At 61.2% G+C, this 20,615-nt stretch carries 17 protein-coding genes; 8 read left to right on the top strand and 9 right to left on the bottom strand.

All coding sequences use genetic code 11. The annotated features are described in order from the left end of the window. Positions 1-144: 144 nt before the first annotated feature. From V8Z65_RS01020 to V8Z65_RS01005, 4 genes are all read right to left on the bottom strand, one after another. Positions 145-1,479, bottom strand: a complete 1,335-nt coding sequence (locus V8Z65_RS01020; RefSeq protein WP_338721960.1) for an HlyD family type I secretion periplasmic adaptor subunit — start codon at positions 1,477-1,479, stop codon at positions 145-147. Positions 1,480-1,482: 3 nt separating this feature from the next. After that, entirely contained in the window at positions 1,483-3,786 is a 2,304-nt protein-coding gene (locus V8Z65_RS01015; protein ID WP_338721959.1) for a type I secretion system permease/ATPase, read from the bottom strand. Positions 3,787-3,807: 21 nt separating this feature from the next. Continuing rightward, positions 3,808-5,802 carry a hypothetical protein gene (locus V8Z65_RS01010; RefSeq protein ID WP_338721958.1) on the bottom strand — a complete coding sequence of 665 codons (1,995 nt, stop codon included), beginning with the start codon at positions 5,800-5,802 and terminating at the stop codon, positions 3,808-3,810. A 111-nt stretch (positions 5,803-5,913) separates the two neighbouring features. After that, positions 5,914-7,074: a hypothetical protein gene (locus V8Z65_RS01005; protein WP_338721957.1), complete on the bottom strand. Its 1,161-nt coding sequence runs from the start codon at positions 7,072-7,074 to the stop codon at positions 5,914-5,916. Between the two features lie 547 nt (positions 7,075-7,621). On the opposite strand from V8Z65_RS01005, the gene V8Z65_RS01000 reads away from it, so the two are divergent. The 3 genes from V8Z65_RS01000 to V8Z65_RS00990 all read left to right on the top strand — a co-directional run bounded on the left by V8Z65_RS01000 (position 7,622) and on the right by V8Z65_RS00990 (position 9,833). Then, positions 7,622-8,461, top strand: coding sequence for a response regulator transcription factor (locus V8Z65_RS01000; protein ID WP_338721955.1), 840 nt, complete (start codon positions 7,622-7,624; stop codon positions 8,459-8,461). A 5-nt stretch (positions 8,462-8,466) separates the two neighbouring features. Continuing rightward, the gene (locus tag V8Z65_RS00995; protein WP_338721953.1) at positions 8,467-8,949 is read left to right on the top strand and encodes a hypothetical protein; all 483 of its coding nucleotides are present in this window, start codon (positions 8,467-8,469) and stop codon (positions 8,947-8,949) included. Between the two features lie 134 nt (positions 8,950-9,083). Continuing rightward, on the top strand, positions 9,084-9,833 hold the full coding sequence (locus V8Z65_RS00990; RefSeq protein ID WP_338721952.1) for a BTAD domain-containing putative transcriptional regulator: 750 nt from the start codon (positions 9,084-9,086) through the stop codon (positions 9,831-9,833). Positions 9,834-9,898: 65 nt separating this feature from the next. On the opposite strand, the gene V8Z65_RS00985 is transcribed toward V8Z65_RS00990, so the two are convergent. Continuing rightward, a complete protein-coding gene (locus V8Z65_RS00985) occupies positions 9,899-11,026 on the bottom strand; it encodes an endo-1,4-beta-xylanase (RefSeq protein WP_338721951.1) in 1,128 nt (375 codons plus the stop codon). Between the two features lie 275 nt (positions 11,027-11,301). Between V8Z65_RS00985 and V8Z65_RS00980 the strand changes: the two genes are divergently transcribed. From V8Z65_RS00980 to V8Z65_RS00960, 5 genes are read left to right on the top strand one after another with little or no spacing between them, the layout of a single operon-like run. Continuing rightward, complete coding sequence (locus tag V8Z65_RS00980) at positions 11,302-11,880, top strand: carbohydrate-binding domain-containing protein (RefSeq protein WP_338721950.1); 579 nt, start codon at positions 11,302-11,304, stop codon at positions 11,878-11,880. After that, positions 11,877-12,959 (top strand): UDP-glucuronic acid decarboxylase family protein, encoded by a 1,083-nt coding sequence (locus tag V8Z65_RS00975; RefSeq protein ID WP_338721949.1) that lies wholly within the window; start codon positions 11,877-11,879, stop codon positions 12,957-12,959. The genes V8Z65_RS00980 and V8Z65_RS00975 overlap by 4 nt, the downstream gene beginning before the upstream one ends. A 27-nt stretch (positions 12,960-12,986) precedes the next feature. Beyond that, positions 12,987-14,417 (top strand): UDP-glucose/GDP-mannose dehydrogenase family protein, encoded by a 1,431-nt coding sequence (locus V8Z65_RS00970; RefSeq protein WP_338721948.1) that lies wholly within the window; start codon positions 12,987-12,989, stop codon positions 14,415-14,417. 24 nt (positions 14,418-14,441) lie between these two features. Further along, positions 14,442-15,926 (top strand): glycosyltransferase family 2 protein, encoded by a 1,485-nt coding sequence (locus V8Z65_RS00965; RefSeq protein ID WP_338721946.1) that lies wholly within the window; start codon positions 14,442-14,444, stop codon positions 15,924-15,926. A 30-nt stretch (positions 15,927-15,956) separates the two neighbouring features. Then, on the top strand, positions 15,957-17,096 hold the full coding sequence (locus V8Z65_RS00960; RefSeq protein ID WP_338721944.1) for an NAD-dependent epimerase/dehydratase family protein: 1,140 nt from the start codon (positions 15,957-15,959) through the stop codon (positions 17,094-17,096). A 6-nt stretch (positions 17,097-17,102) separates the two neighbouring features. Here V8Z65_RS00960 and V8Z65_RS00955 read toward each other — a convergent pair whose 3' ends face one another. The 4 genes from V8Z65_RS00955 to V8Z65_RS00940 are packed head-to-tail and all read right to left on the bottom strand — an operon-like array spanning position 17,103 to position 20,486. Next, entirely contained in the window at positions 17,103-18,047 is a 945-nt protein-coding gene (locus V8Z65_RS00955) for a BadF/BadG/BcrA/BcrD ATPase family protein (protein ID WP_338721942.1), read from the bottom strand. Then, positions 18,044-18,709 (bottom strand): N-acetylmannosamine-6-phosphate 2-epimerase, encoded by a 666-nt coding sequence (locus V8Z65_RS00950; RefSeq protein WP_338721941.1) that lies wholly within the window; start codon positions 18,707-18,709, stop codon positions 18,044-18,046. Before V8Z65_RS00950 ends, V8Z65_RS00955 begins: the two co-directional genes overlap by 4 nt. Next, positions 18,706-19,569, bottom strand: coding sequence for a carbohydrate ABC transporter permease (locus V8Z65_RS00945; protein ID WP_338721940.1), 864 nt, complete (start codon positions 19,567-19,569; stop codon positions 18,706-18,708). The genes V8Z65_RS00950 and V8Z65_RS00945 overlap by 4 nt, the downstream gene beginning before the upstream one ends. Continuing rightward, positions 19,566-20,486: a sugar ABC transporter permease gene (locus V8Z65_RS00940; protein ID WP_338721939.1), complete on the bottom strand. Its 921-nt coding sequence runs from the start codon at positions 20,484-20,486 to the stop codon at positions 19,566-19,568. The genes V8Z65_RS00945 and V8Z65_RS00940 overlap by 4 nt, the downstream gene beginning before the upstream one ends. Positions 20,487-20,615: the final 129 nt, after the last annotated feature.

The following is a 20,615-nucleotide window of genomic DNA, read 5'->3' as shown; positions in this document are numbered from 1 at the left end:
TCCTCACGGATTTAGTTATGTAGCATAATTAAATTCGATGCAAGGGGGCATGGCCATGGCTCCGCTTTGGCGATCGGACGCATGGCAGCCCGCGCTGCCCCATTAGGGAACGGCGCGGGGCTGACCTCGGGGGCTCGCCCGATCCTATTGTTCGTGAAAGGCGCGGGCCATGCTGTCAAGAACCGGCTTGATCAGATAATCGAGGAAGGTGCGCTCGCGGGTGCGCACCAGCACCTCGGCGGGCATGCCAGGGGTGGGCGAAAAGCCGGGAATGCGGGCGATCTGGTCCGAAGGAATGGTCACCCGCGCCAGATAGACGTCGCGATGCATGCCCTGGGCGTCCGATATCGTGTCGGCCGAGATATATTGCACCTCGCCATCCAGGACGGGCGTCGTGCGCTGGTTGAGGGCGGTCAGCCGGATATTGGCAGCCTGGCCCTCCTTGACCTCGTCGATTTGCATACGCGGAATTTTGACCTCGACGATAAGCGGCACATCGGCCGGCAGGATCTCGAAAATGGGCAGGCCGCTTTCCACCACACCGCCGGTGGTGTGGTAATACATGCGCACAATAGTTCCCGCTACGGGCGAGGAAATCGTGGTGCGATTGAGAATGTTCTGGGCCTGACGCGTCTGCTCCCTGAGTGCTTCGAGCTCTGCCTCGACAGTCTGCATTTCATCGAGCGCTGCCTGCCGTGCGGCGTCGCGGGCCTGGATGATTTCACCAGAAAATTTTTCGAGTTGGGTATTGGCCTCCTGCACCTCGGACTCGAGCCGCGAAATATCGCCCTCGGCATCGAAAACGGCACGCTCGGCCGTGCGGACCGAGGACTGGGCCACCACGCCCTTTTCGCTCAATTCGCGCATGGCGGCGAGATCCTCGCGCAACAGGGCCAATTGGCTATGCATGGATTCGATCTGCGCCTGGCGGCCACTGATGCGGAATTGCAGGGCCGCCACATTCTGCTCGATCAGCCGGGTCTCGTTGAGCAGTTTGTCCCGCGCGGCCTTGAAATTGGTGCGCTGGCTTTCGACCACCGCGGCAATATCGGGATTGGCCATATGGTCCTTGACCGTATCGGGCGGCACATATTCGTCCAGCTCCAGCGCTTCGGCATTCAGCCGGGCGCGGATCGCCTCGAGACGAATGACGCGCAATTGCAATTGCTTGGTGGAGGCATTGGCTGCGGTTTCATCGAGCAGCAACAGGCTTTGCCCGGCAATCACCTTGTCGCCCTCGCGCACCAGCAGGTCCTTGATGATGCCACCTTCGAGATGCTGCACGATCTTGTTTTCGCCGGTGGCGACAAAGCTGCCCTGGGCGATGACCGCCGCCGACAAAGGCGCGGTCGCCGACCAGGTGCCGAAGCCCCCGAAGGCCAGGGCAACGAGCAGGACGCCGAGCCAGACCTGCTTGCCGATCGATCGCGGCACGCCGCTATACCATTCCAGGCTGTGCAGTTCTCCGGCTGCCGACATGGTCTAGTTCCCCCCACCAGGCTTTGGCGCGTTGATCCCGGCGGGATTGGTTCCCGCCTTTGCGGTCAGCGCGGCCATGACTTCGGAGCGCGTGCCGAACATGGAGACCGAGCCATTGTTGAGCACCAATATCTTGTCGACCACATTGAGCAGGGCCGGTCGCTGGGTAATGGTCACCACCGTGATCTTCTGCTTTTTGGCATGTTCGAGCGCCCGGGCCAGGGCCGCTTCCCCTTGCGAATCCAGATTGGAATTAGGTTCGTCCAGCACCACCAGCTTGGGATTGCCGAAAAAGGCGCGCGCCAGTGCAATGCGCTGTTTCTGGCCGCCCGAAAGCGGGGCGCCATCGCCCGCGACATAGGTTTCATAGCCCTGCGACAGGCTGGCAATCAGCTCGTGCACATCGGCCAGAACCGCTGCCTCGTAGATGTCCCGGTCGCTGACATCTTCGCGCATGCGCGCAATATTGGCCTTGATGGTGCCGGGAAAGAGCTGCACGTCCTGAGGCAGATAGCCGATATTTTCGCCGAACTGGCGCTGGTCCCAATTGCGCAGATCCATCAGGTCCAGCCGCACTGAGCCCGATGTGGGCAGGATGGATCCAACCAGCATCTTGCCCAGCGTGGTCTTGCCCGAGCCCGAATTGCCGATGACGGCCAGCGATTCCCCGGGCTGCAGCGAGAAGGAGATGCCGTTGAGCAGCACCTTCTTGTTGGGCGGCGGCACGAATAATATCCGTTCGACATCCAGTCGCCCCTTGGGTTCGGGCAGGAGCAGCCGTTCGAAATTGAAGGGCGAAGATTGCAGCAGCCCCTTGATGCGGCCATAGGAAGCGCGGAATTGCGAAAACCCGCTCCAGCCCTCAATGGCCCCCTCGATCGGGGTCAGCGCCCGGGCCGCGATGATGGAGCCGGCAATGACCATGCCGCCGGTAATTTCACCCTGGATGGCCAGATAGGCCCCCCAGCCCAGCATGGTGATCTGGGTCAAGAGGCGCACGCCCTTGGATATGCTGGACATGATGATATTGCGGTCCTGGGCCTTGACCTGGGCCTTGAGCGAACCGGCCGTGTCCCGTCCCCAGATGCGCACCACTTCCGGTATCATGGCCAGGGCGTTGATGATCTGGGAATTGCGGGACATGAAGTCGAGATGCAGCGTGGCCCGGCTCAGGAAATTATTGGCGTCGGTGAAGGATCGCGCGGTCAGCCGCTGGTTGATCATGGCAATCGCGATAAGGCAGATCGCCGCGCCAATCACCACCAGGCCCAATTGCGGATGGATCAGAAACACCGCAACGACAAAGAGCGGCGCCATGGGTGCATCGAGAAAGGACAATAGCGTCCCCGATACGATGAAACTGCGCAATTGCTGCAGGTCGCCAAGAACCTGATAGTCCCGGCCATTGCTGTGCAGCGATGCGCGGGCCGCGGCGCTGAGAATGGGCGATCCCAGTTGCACGGCCACCTCCACGGCGGTCCGCATGAGAATGAAGCGCCGGACGGCGTCCAGGATCGCCTGCAACAGCACCGCCCCGACAACGGCGGCGGTCAACATGATCAGGGTATCCATCGAGCGGCTGGTCAGCACCCGATCCGAAATCTGGAAAAGGTAGATGGGAATGGCCAGGACCAGGATATTGATGAAGACGGTGAAGGCCATGACGATGGACAGGTTGGCGCGCACCGCCGCCATGCCGCTGGCCAGGCTCTGTGTGAAATTGGGCTGCGCGGCACGTTTGTGAAATCCGCCGCTACCGCCACCGCCACCACCATTGCCGGAACCGCGCGAGCCCTCGCCCCCGCCATGGCCCGAGCCCGACCTGGCGGTCGATTTGAGCGGCCCGCGATCCCCTTCAAGAACCGGCGGTATGCGATCGCGGGGCTTGTCGGCGTCCGGCTCGCGGAATTGACGCTGCGGCTGTTCGGCATGCGTAGCGGCATCCCCTTCCGGCCGCCCAAAATGCTGTGGCTCGGGGTCGGGCGCTTGCGAGGGCGGTGCCTGCTGGGGCGCCGGTCCCGGCGTCTCGGGCGCATCGTCCGCCCCCGGCCGCAGGGCCGATTGCGGCGCGGACGGGGCCGCAGGGCGCGGTTCGGCGGGTACCGACTCCACGGCCCACTGTGCCTTGTTGTCTTCCCCCGATTGGGTCGAGGGGGTGTAGCCACGAGCCAATTCGTCCAGCTCGGCGGCAGCCAGATGGATGTCGTCCATGATCCGATCCATCCGGTCGGTGCGCGTCTGATTGGCGCTGCGCAATTGACGCCCCAGCGCCTCATGATCAGTGCGGCTCTGGTGCTCGAAAGTCATGTGCTGGATCCGGGGAATGATTTAAGCGAGGACAGACTGCATGAGGTCGACCGGCGCTGCATCATGGGTGAGATCGCCATGAGCATAGTCGGGCGCGTCGGCCAGGATTTCGGCATGGTCCAGGAAGGCCACGACTTCGGTAACCAGTGCGTCGTCTTCGTCCTGGTCCTGGGCCTGGAGAATTTCGGCCTGGATCAGGACGGCATCGGAATAGTGGTTGCCGCCCACTTCGATCGTGTCACCGAAAGTGTCGTAGTCCTTGATGGCCGCGATATTGACCAAGGCGTTCGAGCCGGTGTCGATATCCCATTCCGTTGCCGGCTGCCCGTCGAGAAAGGCCTTTTTCTGCAAGGCGACGAAGTCGGCATCGCCCAGAACATTGGTCTGCTCGATATAGCGCAGATCATAGATGCTGCCCGAGACGTAAAGGACGCGCGGAATGGCTATACCCTCGAAATCCTCGGCAGCGTAAAGGCTCGACGGCATGTTCTTGTTGCCATTGGCCAGGCTGTCCATCGCGCCTTTATAATGATCGGAAATGCCCTGCTGCACGTCGGTCGCGCCAACATTGTGGATCGAGGCCTGGTTCCAGAGCAGGTTATTGCCGGTATTCAGGCTTCCCGGGGCGCCATGACCGTCGCCACCGCCGCCGAGCATGGCGATGGTGTCATTGTCGTAAAGGATGTTGGTCTGAACAATGATGTTGGCGTCATAGACATTGCCGCCGACCAGGATCAGATCATAGAGCGAGCCGATATTGGCAAAGCTGACGCCATTAAAGCCGACATTCTCGCCGCTGGTTACCACCGCATTGGTGCCGGCCGCGGTCAATACCCCCACATCCTGGTCGGACATGAAGGTGAGCTGCTTCATCCATTCAAGAAAGACGATGTCGCCGGCAATACAGGTAATCTGCCAGTTCTCAGGCATGACCCCGGGATTGGCCTGGGCGGCATCCCCGGCCGCATCGAACGTTTCCTGGACGAAGCTTGCGACATTGACGGCATTGGTGCCACCGGACAGGGCCAGAAGCGGAAAGTCCGGGCTGATATCGTCCATATCGCAATAGGCATTGGTCTGGATGATGGCGTCGAGCTGGTGGAAATCTCCACCGACGACGAAATGCGTGCCGACCAGGCCGCCATTGAGCACTGAGGCCTGGTTGAGAAGAAAATTGCCGCCGCTGTTATAGGTCACCGATCCGTCGATATCGTCGCCCAGGATTTCGATATGCGCCTCATGCCCGCCGGAGACCTTGGTGGTGCCGGCCGGCAATGGGTCCTCCGCCTCTTCCTGCAGGTGCTTGGGCAGGGCCTGGGAGAGATCGGGGGCCTCCTCGACCATCTGGCCGTTCGCATAGGTCCCGGTCAGGGTCTCGAGTGTTTCAAACTGGGTGTCCGGATTGGTCTGATACGCCAGGGTGGTGGCGTCGACCGCATCCATGACCAGGGGTGCATCGCTATAGCTTGCAATTGCAGGGCCTGAATGCATCGGGCCGAGGACAGCACTGCTGGCGGCCTGGAGGCCGATCAGGCCCGAACCGGCGCCCGAATGATAAACGAGCGGCGCGTCCAGCGTGCCCATGACGAAAACGTCGTCGTCGGAGAGGCTGATGGTCTGCCAGAGCACAGCAATAACAGAACCGGGCTCGGTGCCGATCAGGGGCAGCACGACATCGCCGGGTGCGGCGGGCCATTGCGCCAGGGGTTTGTCGATATCGGGGTGGGCGAAGGCGGGCGGTGCAGCCAAGGCGACATGGGCAGGACCAAAAGGGGCTTCGCCGCGGATGGGAAAATCGGGGGGCGCATAAAAGACGCCGGGCTCATAGGCTCCCAGGGCATAGGCCTGGAGCATGTCGACCGATTTCTGCTGCATTGCCGGCGCCTCGGGCGCGGCTTGCGCTGCGTGATCCACCTGCTCGAGCTCGAGGCGGATTTTCATATCCTCCACCGCGATCTCGAAATAGCCGAGAAAGTGAACGACGATTTCTGAAATTGGGTCGCTTGGAAAAAACACTGGGGATACCTCCTACTCGCCAATCCGCATCCCGACGAACCAGCGGAAGTAAGATGATCTGCGCGGCGGGGCGCTGCCGCGCAGATCCACTACAAGCGTTGGGGGCGCTCGTTATGCGTCGTCGTTGCCGGCGTCGTTGTACATGTGGTTGTTGCCACCAACGACCGTCGCATCGACAGCGTTTTGCTGCAGGTTGGCACCGAGCACGACTTCCATGTTGAAGGCGGTACCCGTGACATGGGCGCTGCCGTCAGCGTGGTTGCTGCTCGAGGAATCGTCGCCAGCGCTGGAGCTCAGGCTGTTGCCATTGGCATCGGCATCGTCCGCGTAGGCATAGGCATTGAAGATGCCGCCGCCGTTGTTTTGCTGGACATTGTCGAGGTGGTCGTTGTCGACGATATCGGCCACCTGGCTGATAGCGAAGCCGGTGTCACCACCACCGCCCGAGAAGGCGCCATTGAAGACGTTCTCGAAGTTGACGTCATCACCGGGGTCGAATTCGAGCGAACCGCTATTGATGAACAGGTTGTCCATGGTGGCGGTGCCGATATCGAGGTCGGCAAAGTCGTCATCGGAGTTGAACGATCCCGTAGCATCGTCGTCCGAGCTGTTGAACGAATCCTCGATGTCCACATCCACGTCCACATCGGCGTCAATGTCGGTGGAGGCGTCGGTATTGGTCGAGTTGTCGTTCATCGACCCGTTGACCGAATTGTTCGAGTTGTCGTTCTGCGAACCATTGATCGACTTGTCGTTGGCGACATCCTCGATATCGGCGTCCACGTCCACATCGGTCGAATTGTCGTTGTAGGAATTGGTGTTGCCAGTGTCCTCAACGTCCACTTCGATGTCATCGATCGTGGTGGAATTGTCGGTCGAGTTGTCGTTCATCGATCCGTTGACTGAATTGTCGTTCAACGAATCGTCCATGGCGAAGGCCAGGGATTGGTCACGATTGTCAGAATTGTCGTTGTAGGAATTGGTGTTGCCAGTGTCCTCAACGTCAATATCGGCATCCACATCGGTGGAATTATCGTTATAGGAGTTGGAGTTGGCCGAATCTTCCACATCCACATCAACGTCGGCATCCACATCGGTGGAATTGTCGTTGTAAGAGTTGGAATTTCCGGAGTCTTCGACGTCCACCTCGATGTCATCAACCGTGGTCGAATTGTCGGTTGAGTTGTCGTTGAAGGAATCTTCGGGTTCGAAGTCGTCGAAGTTGACGGAGTTGTCGGTGGCTCCGCCATTATTGTTGAAGTCGTCAGCCATAATTACTCTCCTCAGTGACATAAATGGCTGAGCAGACCAGGACCCCCTCTCATCTCGGTTGGAGGCATATCTGGCAGCTCATGACTGGAAGGGCATACGCGAGATACGCGGACCACCGGTGCCGGACGCAAAAACTGATCAGCACGCTCAAAGCCCAGGACTCAATTACCCAACGCGAAACACGCAAATGTGCATCGCGGAGCCAAGTATTGCTTGAAGAGACAGGAAGTATAGCGACCACTTCAGGCTAGGCGGAACGGGTCGGTCTTAATCTTATCGATTTAGAACAACTTTGAGGGGCGCTTTGGGACTAGATCGTTTCCAATCCCCTCTTAGGGGGAGAAAACGCGCGTGCGGCTCAATCGAATGATCGGTTTCTGCCTGACAGAGGGGCTTGCGGCTCAATCTTTTGAATTAATCTTGCCGCGGAATGAATCACGATAGAGTCACGCCCCGGGTGTTAACGTTTTATCAACCTTGGGAGCGGTCGTGCCAGGCCCATTCATCGGCATGATGGACAGTAATCGCCAGGGAGGGGAGTGGTAAAGTGCGTGAAAACCTCTATGACGGTCTGCGCAGTCCGCGCCAGGCCAAAGATCGGTCTTCGAATTCCGACAAAGTTCGGCTGGTGTTTGTTGCCCCACAGCAGGCCATATACCAATGTCTGTGCAGCGCCCTGCAGGACCATTTCTGGGACGCGGACGTTTTTCTTGTCGATCGCATAGACGAGGGCGGCGAACCCGACAACGATGTGGGGCTGGTGTTGCTCGGCGCGGGCGCCCGTTCGATCGATCCGGTCCTGATTGATCGATGCAGAAGGCGATTTCCGCGGGCGGCCATTGCCGTGGCGGTCGACAATGGCCTGCCGGTTGTCGACCAGCAATTGATCGTTCAGCGCGAGATTCAGGGCGTTTTGCCCACCACCCTGCCTTTGGATGTCTGGTTTGCGCTGATGCGGCTGGTCATGGCCGGGGGAGAATATCTGCCCCCTGCAGTGCCGCTGGCCAACCAGCCGCCCGAACCGGTCCACCAACAGGACGTGACGGCCGGCCGTGCGCCGCCGCCCGGCGTGCAGCCCCTGGTGACCAGCACGCTCCCGCGTCGCGGCGAGAGCAACGGGGATGAGGCGGGACACGGCCTGGATGCATTGACGACCCGCGAGCGCGAGATCCTGACCCTGGTTTCAGAGGGCTACCAGAACAAGCTGATTGCCGACCGCATGGCGCTGTCCGAGCATACGGTCAAAGCGCATGTGCATAATCTGATCGCCAAGCTGCGCGTCACCAACCGCACACAGGCTGCCGCCTATTTGCACGAGCACCAGTTGGACAGAAGCGCCATGGACAATGGGCAGGGCGAGCGACGACGAGCCGCTTCCCCGGGCTGAAGCCAATGCCGAGCCTGGACAAAGTGCTCCAGCAGGTCGGGCAGTTGAACTATGTCTGGACCAATACGGAAAGCCTGTTCATCTACCTGATCGCGCATCTGGCCGGGACGTCGAAAGACGCCGCCATCATCATCTTTCTCACGCTCAACACGACCCGGGCGCGGCTGGACCTGCTCGACAGGCTGGCCAAATTGCCGGCAACGCCGCCGGCCACCCGCGCGGCGGTTCTGGATTTGACCGAACGGCTGAAAAAAGAAGCCAAAGTCCGGAACAAATATAATCATTGCATCTATTCATTCGACTCCAATGGCGAATTGAGCGGGACCCAATTGATGCGCATTGTCGAGTTTGACGACGCGTTGAAATATGGAAAAGTAGAAGCGCTCGATGAGGCGGAGTTCAAAAGGGTCCAGGATGCGATCAGCGCCATAACGGCGGTCAACAAGGATATGTGGGCCTTTTTCGCGGCCAGCGGCATCGAGCCATGAGGGTCTAGGGCGCCAACACATATCCGTGAGCGCATCTGGTCAGAGCAATATCTTCTATAACCCAATATCCGATTAGGGTAGCGTAAGTAGTTCCAGTATAATCATTTTGAGTAACAAAGGGACGGAGGGCGCAGATGGGTACTCAAGCGCCGCACCATGTAACCATCAAACTGCTCGGAACCTGTTGTCTGCTCGTTGATGGCGACCTGGTCCGGGGTGTACCCGCGAGCTTTTTTCGTCTCGCCGCTTATCTGATCCTGTCCACCCCCGAGCAAGTACAGCCGCGCAGCCGCCTGGCCGCCCTATTGTGGCCCAATGCGGAGGATGGCAAGGCCGCGGCCAATCTGCGCCAGTCCGTGGCTCGCATCCGGCATATCCAGGAAGAGCATGGCTTTCGCCTGATCCAGGCCAATATTTCGACCCTGCACCTGGCACCCGGCGCCGACATTTACTGCGACCTGATCGAAATGGCCCGCCACATGGCCGGGGAGATCAGGCTGACGCCGCTGCAATTGTGCAAGATCTATGGTGGCGAGCTGCTCGCCGATCAGGATACCAGCAGCGAGGAATTCGAAGACTGGCTCTCCTCGCGCCGCGACGAGCTGCTCACCCAGGCCGTCGATGGCATTGCCGATGGAATCCGGCCTGACATAGACCTGACCCAGGCGGAACGCTCCACCTGCGCGCGCCGCCTGCTCGAGCTCGATCCATATCGGGAAGATGCCCTTTGCGTGCTGATGGAAGAGGCGGCAGAGCGGCGCCACTATGTCCGGGTCAGCGAACTTTATGCCTCGATGCGCTCGGTGCTCGCCGATGATCTGGGGGTCGAGCCGAGCCCGGAAACCCGGGCGCTCTACAATAGCCTGATGGAGCCGGTCCGCTAGAGCGCACCCCTTAAGGCTGACATTGCATCGCTCTGTCCCCCTTGAGGGTTAGAATGGCCCGGCGATCAGGCAAAGGCGGTCAGGATGGCGCCATGCATGGGCTTGGCCCGCCAGTCCCGATCATAGGGCAGACCGCGATTGGCCGCGCTCCGCTGGGTGCGCAGCCAGGAATGGCTGTCGTTCAGCCCCCAGGTGCTGACGCCCAGCACATTGTTGAACTGCAGGACAATATCGAGATAACGACGGGTTTCGTCGGCCACCAGGGAGTCGCGCCGCTCGATGGAGAGGCCGGTATTGGCCTCGGCGACGTCGAGTTCGGTAATGGCCACTTTGAGCCCCATATTGCCGATATCGCGCATGAGGCCATAAATGCCATCGGCATAGACCTTGCCCTTGCGCAGGTCGAGATGCGCCTGCAGGCCCACGGTGTCGACCGGCACGCCGCGCGAGCGCAAGCGTTCGAGCAGGCGCAGGAGCGTCAGGCGGCGCTGCCCCTCATAGCTGCTGTTATATTCCAGCCCATATTCGTTGATGACCAGGCGTGCGCGTGGCGCGCGGGCGCGGGCCGTTTCAAATGCGCGCTGGATATAGCTCTCGCCAAAGGCCTTGTAGAACTGGTTTTGCCGCAGGCCATTGCCGCCATGCTCGGGCTCAATGGGTTCGTTGACCACGTCCCATTCGCGCACCTGATTGCCATAGCGCCCGATAACCTTGGAGAAGTGATCCTCGATCAGTGTCCAGTCCCGGCTGGAGGCCAACGCCGCGGCGGCCCAGCGCGGCAGGCTTTTGTGCCAGAGCAAGGTGTGGCCGCGCATGGCCAGCCCGTTGCGGGCGGCAAAGCTGGCAAGCTGATCCATCTCGCTGAAATTATAGGCGCGGCCCGGCGCCAAGGAATCCCATTTCATGGCCCATTCGGGGGTGATGATCGAGCAGTCGCGCACCACATTGGAGCGGAAACGGCTATCGCCCAGAGCGGCGCTCTGGATCGCTGCCCCGAAATAAAGACCGCGATTGGATGCGGCCGAGCGCAACGCGCGGGCCGATGGCGACGCGGCGGGCTGGGCCTGGCCCGCGGCCGAGCGGTCGGGCGCCGTTATGGAGCCTGTCTCGGTCCGATCGACGCGCGCGCAGCCGGCCAATTGCCCAAAAACCAGCGCTGCCGCTGCGCCCGCAATCAGATTTCGACGCTTCACCTCTGCCTCCCCGAATCGACCAGTGACCAACCCTGCTGCGTTAAAAAATGAAGCAAGGACCTGATCGGGGCAATTAGTCAGAACTGTCTAGATCGTTGTATTAATGGCAACAATTTAAATGAAAGGTTAGTGTACGCTGAGACAGAGCCATCTGGTGTGGGAGTATTTCTGCATAAAGCTTTGTGGTACGGCAATTTTGTTAGTGGTGAGTCGAGATGCGCAAGATATCACAAGTAATATTTGCAAGACCATTGGGAATAACTACTGTCCTAGTCTTGCTTACAACCCTGCCAGCGGCAGCAGAGTCACTGGTCATCGTGTCCATAGCCGGAGAGGCCTATGACGGCCCGCCAAGCTTTGATCTGCTGATCAATGACAAGGTGATCGGCAGCGGCACGCTGAACAAGGCGATCCGGACCGAGGCCGAGGGCCGCCTGTTCACCAAGCCGCGCCCCAATTCCTTCCTCGAGCAGTTTTCCTTCACCGTTCCGGACAATCTGTTGACGCCCGATGCCGAGGTCGGCCTGGTGCTCACCAATGATAAATATGTGCGCAAGGACGGCATGGGTGAAGATGGCGTCTTGGATCGCAATCTGTTCGTCGATTACGTCCGGGTCAACGATGTGGAAGTGACCTCGGCCGACATGGTGCTGATCCACGATGGCGACGTGGTCCACTACAATTACCAGGCCGGATTGCTGCCGATCTATGAAGGTGGATATCGCGCCGTGGCACGGCCGCCCGAAGGCGGTTGGCTCTCTGGTACGGTCGCCAAGGTCGGGCAGGCGGTTATCCCCCTGCCCCTGCCCAGACCCGGGGATCTGACGCTGGGCGTCGGCCTGGTGCAAGAATGAGCCGGCATCATAAAGCGACCGGGCCGGTGCGTCAGACGCGCACCGGCCACGGGACAGCTATACCCAAATCCATCTGCGTCACCGGCGGCGCCGGCTTTCTCGGATCGCATCTGTGCACCCGCCTGATCCAGGCTGGCCACCGGGTGACTTGTCTGGACAATTTTCACACCGGGCGCCCCGCCAATGTGGCGCCCCTGGCGCGCAGCAACCGGTTCGAGCTGGTCGAACATGATGTGATCGATCCCATTCCCGATCACCTGCCCGCCTTTGACGAGATATACAATCTGGCCTGTCCCGCCTCTCCGGTACATTACCAGAGCGATCCGGTACGCACGGCGCTGATCTGCGCGGAAGGGGCAGCCAATGTGCTGCATCGCGCCGAAAGGGACGGGGCGCGTGTCATGCATGCCTCGACCTCCGAGGTCTATGGCGACCCGGAGATCCACCCCCAGCGCGAGGATTATTGCGGCAATGTCAACACGGTGGGGCCGCGCTCCTGCTATGACGAAGGCAAACGCTTTGCCGAAACCCTGTTCACCGACTTCGCCCGCCAGAACGGGATCGTGGTCAAGATCGTGCGCATCTTCAACACCTATGGCCCGCGCATGCAGCCCGATGACGGGCGGGTGGTGTCCAATTTCATCCTCCAGGCGCTGCGCGGCGAAGATATCACCGTCTATGGCGAGGGCCTGCAGACACGGTCCTTCTGTTATGTCGATGATCTCATCGAAGGCTTTGTGCGCCTCATGGCGTCTGGCCCGGAAGTCAATGGGCCGGTCAATATCGGCAATCCAGCCGAAATCACGGTGGGTGAACTGGCCCGGATCGTCATCGAGATGACCGGCTCGCGCTCCCGGATCGTGCATCGCCCCCTGCCCGTGGACGATCCGCGCCGGCGGCGTCCCGACATTACCCGCGCCACCACTCTGCTCGGCTGGGCGCCGCGCATGCCGCTGGCAGAGGGGCTGGAGAAAACCATCCGCTATTTCGCCGGCCTGGACGCAGCCATCGCGGTCCCCAGCGGTCATCCGCCGGCCTTTGCGACGGTCGCTCGCGGCGAGCCTCTAGCCTCGATCTAGTTTCAGTAACGTTCAGAGTACAAAGCCATGCGTCTCATCATTATCGGTTCAGGATATGTCGGTTTGGTATCGGGCGCATGCCTGGCGGAGTTGGGACACCACGTCTTGTGCGTGGACAATGATGCCAGCAAGATCGAGCAATTGCAGGCCGGGCGCATCCCAATCTACGAGCCGCAGCTCGCCGAGTTGATCAGCGCCAATGTCGCTGCCGGCCGGCTTGGCTTTGCCAATCGGCTGCCCAGCCTGGGCAAGGAGGTGCATGCCGTCATGGTCGCGGTGGGCACACCGCCCCAGGCCAATGGTGGCGCCGATCTCAGCGCTATATTCGCGGTGGCCCGGGAGGTCGCGGCCAAATCGACCCACCCGCAAATGCTGGTCATCAAGTCAACAGTGCCCGTGGGCACGGGCGACCGTGTGCAGGCGCTGATGCAGCAAGCACGGCCGGACCTGCGGTTCTGCGTCATCTCCAATCCCGAATTCCTGCGGGAAGGCTCGGCCATTGGCGATTTCATGCATCCGGACCGGATCATCGTCGGGGCCGGAGACGAAACGGCACGCAATACGCTCCGGGCACTTTACGCGCCACTGGAACAGGCCGGAACACCGGTGGTCTGCATGGGGCGGCGGGAGGCCGAACTGGTCAAATGCGCCGCCAATGCGTTCCTCGCCACCAAGATCGCCTTCATCAATGAATGCGCCGATCTATGCGAAGCAGTGGGCGCCAATGTCGAAGACGTTGCTCATGGCATGGGGCTGGACACCCGCATTGGCGAGGCCTTTCTGCAGGCCGGACCGGGCTATGGCGGCTCCTGTTTTCCCAAGGACACGACGGCGCTTTTGGCCATTGCCCAGGAGCATGGCGTCAGTCTGCGCCTGGTGGAAACCGTCATCGCCGCCAATGACGCGCGCAAGCGGGCCATGGGCCGCCGGGTTGCGCGCGCCCTGCATGGGGAACTGTCCGGCCGGGTGGTGGCCATTTTAGGCCTGACCTTCAAGCCCAATACCGACGATCTGCGGGATTCTCCCTCCCTGGCCCTGATCGAAACGCTGCTCCATGCCGGCGCGCAGGTCCGGGTATTCGATCCCCAGGGCATGGCGCGCGCGCGCATCCGCCTGGAAGGCGTGCATTTCGCCGAGACGCCTTATCTCTGCGCCGAGGGAGCCGACTGCACGGTTCTGGCCACGCATTGGCCTGAATTTGCCAGGTTGGACCCGGACCGCCTGGCTGGTCTGGTGCGCAACAAGGTGCTTGTCGACCTGCGCAATTTTCTCGAGCCGCGGCGCTTCCTCGACGCCGGCTTCTCGGTTCACGGCATCGGCCGGCCCGTCCGGCATCCGCGCCGGCAGAGCATTGTGCCGCTCCCCCGATATGGTGCGGCTCGTCCGGTCACACCTACCCGCATGAACGGTGTCTCACCGCTGGCAAAGCCTGTCCTACAGGATGGGGCGACGCGCTAGCGACCGGCAATGATGGGGGGAAGCATGGCCAGCCATACCATTTCACTGTTCCTCATCAGCGGCTTTTGCGCCGTGCAGGTCGCCTATGCGCTCTCCCAATTGCTGGACCTTTATTTCTTCACCCGGCCGGTCAACTGGGTGAACCCGGCCGAAGCCCGGAAGCTGCCGGAAAAGGACTACCCCTATATCGTGCTGTTCTATCCCGTCCTGCGCGAGCTCGAATCGACCATGCGCACCACCTTTTTGAGCCTTGGGCAGCTCGACTATCCCAGGGACAAATATAGCGTGGTGGCCATTCCCAATGCCGATGACGCCTTCACCGTCCGCTCGCTCAGGCGCCTGCAAAAAGAATTTCCCTTCCTCCAGATCATCGAGGTGCCCCCCACCTCGCACAAATCCTGGCTGGTGGTGTGGAAGGCCTGGGACCGGTGCAAGAAGGCCTATTGGTGGCATGAGGGCAAGTTCGCCCGGAAGCGCAATCTGCCTCCAAAGAAGACGCGGCAGCTCATCTACGCTTTCTACCAGATCGCCGAGCGGGTCATGGGCAGCCAGGATTTCCTGGTCAACTACATAGACGCCGATAGCTGCCCGCCCAGCGACCACTTCCTGGCCGCGGCGGCCGGCATGCAGCATTATGACGTGCTGCAGGCCCAGAACATTGCCGGCAATCTCAATGCCAGCTGGGCGGCCAGCTGGCACGCTTTTGACCATATGGCCTGGGATGGCTCGAAATATCCCCATCTCTCAGCCAATGGCAAACATCCCTATTGGGTCTTGGGCAAGGGCCTGTTCTTCCGCGCATCGGACCTGATCGCACTGGGTGGTTTCCATCCCTGGCTGACCATCGAAGACCCCGAAGTGGGCATGCGCTTCTGGACCAATGGCAAAAAGCTTGGGGTGATCGAAAACCCCTTGATCGAGGAAGTGCCGCTGACTTTTGCCCATGGCATTACCCAGCGCAAACGCTGGGTCGCCGGCTTCTTCCAGAGCCTGACCTATCCGCTCCAGGCCATGGGCATGCCCTGGCCCGCGCGGATCAAGGCCTGGTTCAATTTCCTGCCCTGCCTGTCCCTGTCGCTCAATTCGGTGGGCATCCCCCTGGGGCTCTGGGCTAGTTGGTCGGCCTGGAGCGGCAATAATATCCTGCCCGACTGGGCCATTGTGCTCTCGCTGGTCAATCTGGGCGCTTTCGGCCTTTCGATGGGTGCGCTCTATATCCGCACCTGGCGCCGCTCCGCACTGGTGCTGCCCAGCCGCAGGGACCGCATCCGCTATCTGTTGCGGGTCAATCCGGTCTTCATCATGGGCTGGTGGCTGATCTGGCTGATCCCGCTCTGGATCGGGTTCCGCATGTTCCTGCGCAATGAGGGGCTGGTGTGGGAGCGCACTGAAAAGACCGATGCCAACCATGATCTGGTGCGCGTAGCGCGCGGGCGATCGGGCGCGGCCCTGCCCGCCGGTGCCCCCGCTTTGCCGACCATCAGGGCTGGTGCGGAGCAAAGCTCATGACGCGCGTTCGGACAGGTAAGGAGTAAGATTATGTCCAGGGGTCACGTTCTGGTCACGGGGGGCGCCGGCTTTATCGGCTCGCATCTGGTGGATTTGCTGCTGGCGCGCGGATTCGAGGTCACGGTGCTCGATTGCCTGCTCGAGCAGGTCCATGGCGATGCCGAGCGCGACGCGGAAGGCTGGCCGGTCTATCTCAACCCCGCAGCCCGGCGCATCAGGGGCAATATCCTCGATGACGGCGTCTTTGAAAGCGCGCTCTCCGGCATTACCCATCTGGCTCATCTCGCCGCCTCGGTCGGGGTGGGGCAGAGCATGACCAATATTGTCGATTACACGCGCAACAATACCATGGCCGCCGCCATCATGCTCGAAGTGCTCTCGCGCAGCGATCACGGCGTCAAGCGCATGGCCGTTGCCTCGTCCATGTCGATCTATGGCGAGGGGCAATATATCGAGGCATCGAGCGGCAGGCCGGTGACGCCCTCCATGCGCGACCATGCCCAATTGAAGGCGCATCAATGGGAGCTGATGCAAGCGGACGAGACGCTGGTGCCGGTGCCCACCGGCGAAGACAAGCTTCTCCAGCCCGCCTCAATCTATGCGGTCAACAAGCGCGACCACGAGGAAATGTTTCTCTCGGTCGGGCGGGCCCTGCAGATTCCCACCGTGGCCTTGCGCCTGTTCAACGCCTATGGTTCGCGTCAGGCGCTGAGCAATCCCTATACCGGGGTCGCCGCCATCTTCATTTCGCGCCTGCTCAACGACCAGTCCCCCATCATTTTCGAGGATGGCGAGCAGAAGCGCGATTTCGTGCATGTGCTGGACGTGGCCAATGCCTTTGCCAGCGTGCTCGATAGCGATCTTGAGGTCTGGGAGGCCTGCAATGTGGGCAGCGGGGAGGCCCGCACCGTCAATGAGATCGCCACGACCCTGGCCCGGCTTTTGCGCAGGAATATCGCGCCCACCATTCTCAACCAATATCGCGTTGGTGATATCCGCCATTGCTTTGCCGATACATCCAAGCTCGAGCGCCTGTTCGGCATCCGCCCGCAACAGGATTTCGAAACCGGCATGGCGCAATTGATCGAATGGGTGCAGACGGTCAACCGTCCGCAGGACCGCTCGCAGCAATCGCTGGCCGAACTGGCGCGCAGCAAATTGGTGGTCTGACGGGCCTCAACCCAGCCTCGGCCCGGCCGCCAGGATCGCCCGCCATTGCGTCCCACCATGGTCCGACTGCAAGCACGCGGCGGCCAGGGCGCCATCTATAATGGGGCGCGACACCGCCTGGCCGGGTAGGTTTTCGGCCAGCGTTTCGAAAATCAGCGGATGCAAGGTCAGCACGCCACCGATAAAAGCCATCGGCTTTGTGCCCGCCCGGGCCTGCAGGGCGCCGGCCAAAGCCGCCAGTTCCACGCCCGCCTCCCGCAAAATGGCGCATGCGGTGGCGTCGCCCCGCTCGGCTGCCCTGGCGACGCCCACGGCCAGCGTCCCGACGCGGCCGCGGTCCCCGGCATAGACATATTGGCGAACATGATGCCAGTCCGCCCCGCCCACCAGCGCAAATATCTCATCGGCCAGAACCTGCATGACCGCAAAGGACCCGTTGCGGTCGAGCGTGCGATAGAGCCGGTCGAGCGCTTGCAAGGCAATCCAGCTGCCCGAACCGGCATCGTCGATGAGAATGCCCCGCCCGCCGACGCGCACCACATCGCCATTGGCGCCGACATGAATGCCGATCGAGCCGGTACCGGCTGAAACCAGGTGCCCCTCGCCCGGTTGAAAATGGGCGGCATAGGCCAGGATGATGTCTTCCATGAGCAGGACCGCCTCGCGCGGCAGCCCCAATGCCGCCAGGGCAAGGCCGGCAATATCCTCGGCTGCCGCAGCGCCGAAACCGGTCAGCCCGGCCGAAAGACTATCGGCACGCAGACCCGCGCTCTTCAGCGCTTCGGCTAGCTGGGCAAACACCGCTGCCAGACGGGCGCGCTCTGCCGAATTGAAGACATGGGCGGTGGCGCCGCCAACGCTGCCGCGCGCCAGCACCGCGCCCGAGGCGTCACAGGCGACCCAGCGGCTGGCCGTGCCGCCGACATCGAGACCCAGATGTGCCCCGATCACCTGGGCACGCCCTCTTGTACAAACATGCGGGTAATTTCGCGCGGATTGGTGATCATGGTGCCCACGACAACAGCATGCGCCCCGGCCGCAAAGCCCTGCGCGACACGTTCGGGATTATTGTAGCGCCCTTCGGCCACGATCGGAATATCGAGCCGGGACGCCAGGGCCTCAAGCAGCGCCAGGTCCGGCTCTTTGGGCTTGGGCCCGGTGGCCTCGGTATAGCCCGAGAGTGTCGTGGCGACATAATCAGCGCCCCAATCGGCGGCCTTGAGGCCCTCGTCCAGGGTTGAGATATCGGCAAAGACCTCGGCGCCGATCTCCTCCTTGATGCGGCGGATGAGCACGCTGGGATGTTCGCCGCGGCGCGGCCGCTCGGTGCAGTCGAGCGCCACGATGGCGGCCCCCGCCGCAACAATGGCAGCCGCGGCAGAAAAATCGGGGGTGATATAGACCGAGTAGTCATCGGAAAACACTTTATGGATGCCAATGACCGGCAGGCCAGCCGCCATGACTGCTGCGATATCGGCCGGACCATTGGCGCGGATGCCCACGGCGCCGCCGTCGCGTGCGGCCAGGGCCATGGCGCCCATGAATTGGGGACCGTGCAGAGGATTATCCGCCCGCGCCTGGCAGGAAACGATAAGCCCTCGCGGCAGCTTCATTTGACTGCCCCCGAGGTCATGCCGGCGATGAACTGGCGCGAGAGCAGGATATAGATGAGGATGATCGGCGCCGCCGACAGGGTCAGGCCCGAGAACAGTACGCCCCAATCGGTGGTATATTCGCCCATGAAAGTGGTGAGGCCCTGCGGCAGGGTCTTGAGGTCATCGTTCTGGATGAAGACCAGCGGGAAGAAAAAGTCGTTCCAGATGGGTACGACATTCTGGATGCCGGCAATCACCATGGCCGGGCGCACCAAAGGCAGCATGATCGACCACATGATCCGTGCTTCGGAGGCACCATCCATGCGGGCGGCGTCTTCCAGTTCATTGGGCAGGGTGCGGATGAAACCGGTCATGATGAAGACCGTCGTGGGCAGGCCCATGGCGGTATAGACAAAGATCAGCGAGAGCTGATTGTTGAGGATGGAGAGATCCCGCATCAGCATGAAGAGCGGGATGATGGCCAGTTTCAGCGGCAGCGTCAGGCCGGCCAGGAAAAACATCAGGATGAAATTGGCGCCGGTAAAGGCATAGCGGCCAATCGCATAGGCAGCCATGGTGCCCAAAGTCAGGATCAGCACCATGGAGGCGCCGGTGACCACGAAGGAATTGAGCAGGTAGCGCAGGAAATTGGTCTGGGTCCAGATTTTCACGAAATTCCCGATCTGAGTGATGTCGGGAAGGCCGAAGGGTGAAGCGAAGATTTGCGGCGTCGTCTTGAAGGCCGAAAAGACCATGATGACGATGGGCGCCAGCATGAGAACGGTGTTGGCGATCAAAATGATCTGCAAAAGCCCGTCGCGGCCCAGCGTGCCCATCAACCCCTTGCGATCATAATAGGTGGAGCCGGCGGCGCTCATATCTGGATCTCCCGGGCGCGCAGCCGCATGGTTATGACCGTGGCGATGACGGCAATGAACAGGAAGATCAAGACGGCCAGCGCACTGCCGAGCCCGAAATCCTGCTGACCGGCCGAGACATTGCCGAAAGCGGTGCGATAGAAATAGAGCCCCAGCACGTCGGTCGAGCCGAAGGGCGATCCATCCAGTCCACCCATGATGTAAGGCAGCTCAAACCAGTTGAAGGCGCCCACAAAGAGCAGCGTGAAGACGATGGTGGCGCTGGGCGCCACAAGCGGCCAGACGATCTTGGTGATCTTGACCCACTCGCTTTCAGTTTCCATGCGCACGGCATCGAGGATTTCGCTCGGAATGCGCTGCATGCCAGCAAGGAAAACCAGGGTGGGGAAACCCACCATATGCCAGGCCTGGGCGGCAATAATGCTCCAAAGCGCGGTGCCGCTCTGGCCCAGCCAGGGTTGGGCCAGCCCGCCCAGGCCAATGCCTTTGAGGGTGATATTCACCACCCCGAAGAGCGGGTGATAGAAGAGCTTGAAGAGATAGGCGACGATGATGGTCGAGAGCACCACGGGCAGAAACACTGCAATACGGTGGAAGCGCGCGCCGGGCAGCTCGCGCCAGAGCGCATAGGCCAGGATGAAGCCGAGCCCGTTCTGCAGCACCATGAGGGCGAAAAAGACAATGATATTGTTCTTGAAGGCATTGAGCGTCCAGCTCCGATAGGGCTCGACGAACAATACCGTGTGGAAGTTTTCCAGCCCCACGAAATCGAGGCGCTTCAAGCCCTGCCAGTCGAAGAAGGCATAGGCGAAGGCCGAAACGATCGGATAGACGATGAACAGCGCCACAAAGCATAGTGGCGGCACAATCAACGCCGTAATCCAGAGGCCGCGTCCTGTCATCCGAAGTTTGGGCATCTATCTTTCGCCTTTGGCGTCAGGTTGTCGTCGGCCTGCAATGACGGATCATCTAGCCGAAACGTGCGTGGCCCTTCGCCTCCCTCCCCCTTGAGGGGAGGGACCGAGGGTGGGGGTTCCGGCCTTACC

It is taken from the genome of Devosia sp. XK-2 (assembly GCF_037113415.1).
Classification (GTDB): domain Bacteria; phylum Pseudomonadota; class Alphaproteobacteria; order Rhizobiales; family Devosiaceae; genus Devosia.
Note: the sequence above shows the minus strand (reverse complement) of the source record. Positions and strands in the feature narration are given on the sequence as shown.

What these genes read in the sequence shown, in the direction of transcription:
- V8Z65_RS01020 (WP_338721960.1), bottom strand. Translation starts at nt 1,479, where the DNA reads ATGTCGGCAGCCGGAGAACTGCACAGCCTGGAATGGTATAGCGGCGTG.
- V8Z65_RS01015 (WP_338721959.1), bottom strand. Translation starts at nt 3,786, where the DNA reads ATGACTTTCGAGCACCAGAGCCGCACTGATCATGAGGCGCTGGGGCGT.
- V8Z65_RS01005 (WP_338721957.1), bottom strand. Translation starts at nt 7,074, where the DNA reads ATGGCTGACGACTTCAACAATAATGGCGGAGCCACCGACAACTCCGTC.
- V8Z65_RS00995 (WP_338721953.1), top strand. Translation starts at nt 8,467, where the DNA reads ATGCCGAGCCTGGACAAAGTGCTCCAGCAGGTCGGGCAGTTGAACTAT.
- V8Z65_RS00990 (WP_338721952.1), top strand. Translation starts at nt 9,084, where the DNA reads ATGGGTACTCAAGCGCCGCACCATGTAACCATCAAACTGCTCGGAACC.
- V8Z65_RS00975 (WP_338721949.1), top strand. Translation starts at nt 11,877, where the DNA reads ATGAGCCGGCATCATAAAGCGACCGGGCCGGTGCGTCAGACGCGCACC.
- V8Z65_RS00970 (WP_338721948.1), top strand. Translation starts at nt 12,987, where the DNA reads ATGCGTCTCATCATTATCGGTTCAGGATATGTCGGTTTGGTATCGGGC.
- V8Z65_RS00965 (WP_338721946.1), top strand. Translation starts at nt 14,442, where the DNA reads ATGGCCAGCCATACCATTTCACTGTTCCTCATCAGCGGCTTTTGCGCC.
- V8Z65_RS00960 (WP_338721944.1), top strand. Translation starts at nt 15,957, where the DNA reads ATGTCCAGGGGTCACGTTCTGGTCACGGGGGGCGCCGGCTTTATCGGC.
- V8Z65_RS00950 (WP_338721941.1), bottom strand. Translation starts at nt 18,709, where the DNA reads ATGAAGCTGCCGCGAGGGCTTATCGTTTCCTGCCAGGCGCGGGCGGAT.
- V8Z65_RS00945 (WP_338721940.1), bottom strand. Translation starts at nt 19,569, where the DNA reads ATGAGCGCCGCCGGCTCCACCTATTATGATCGCAAGGGGTTGATGGGC.
- V8Z65_RS00940 (WP_338721939.1), bottom strand. Translation starts at nt 20,486, where the DNA reads ATGCCCAAACTTCGGATGACAGGACGCGGCCTCTGGATTACGGCGTTG.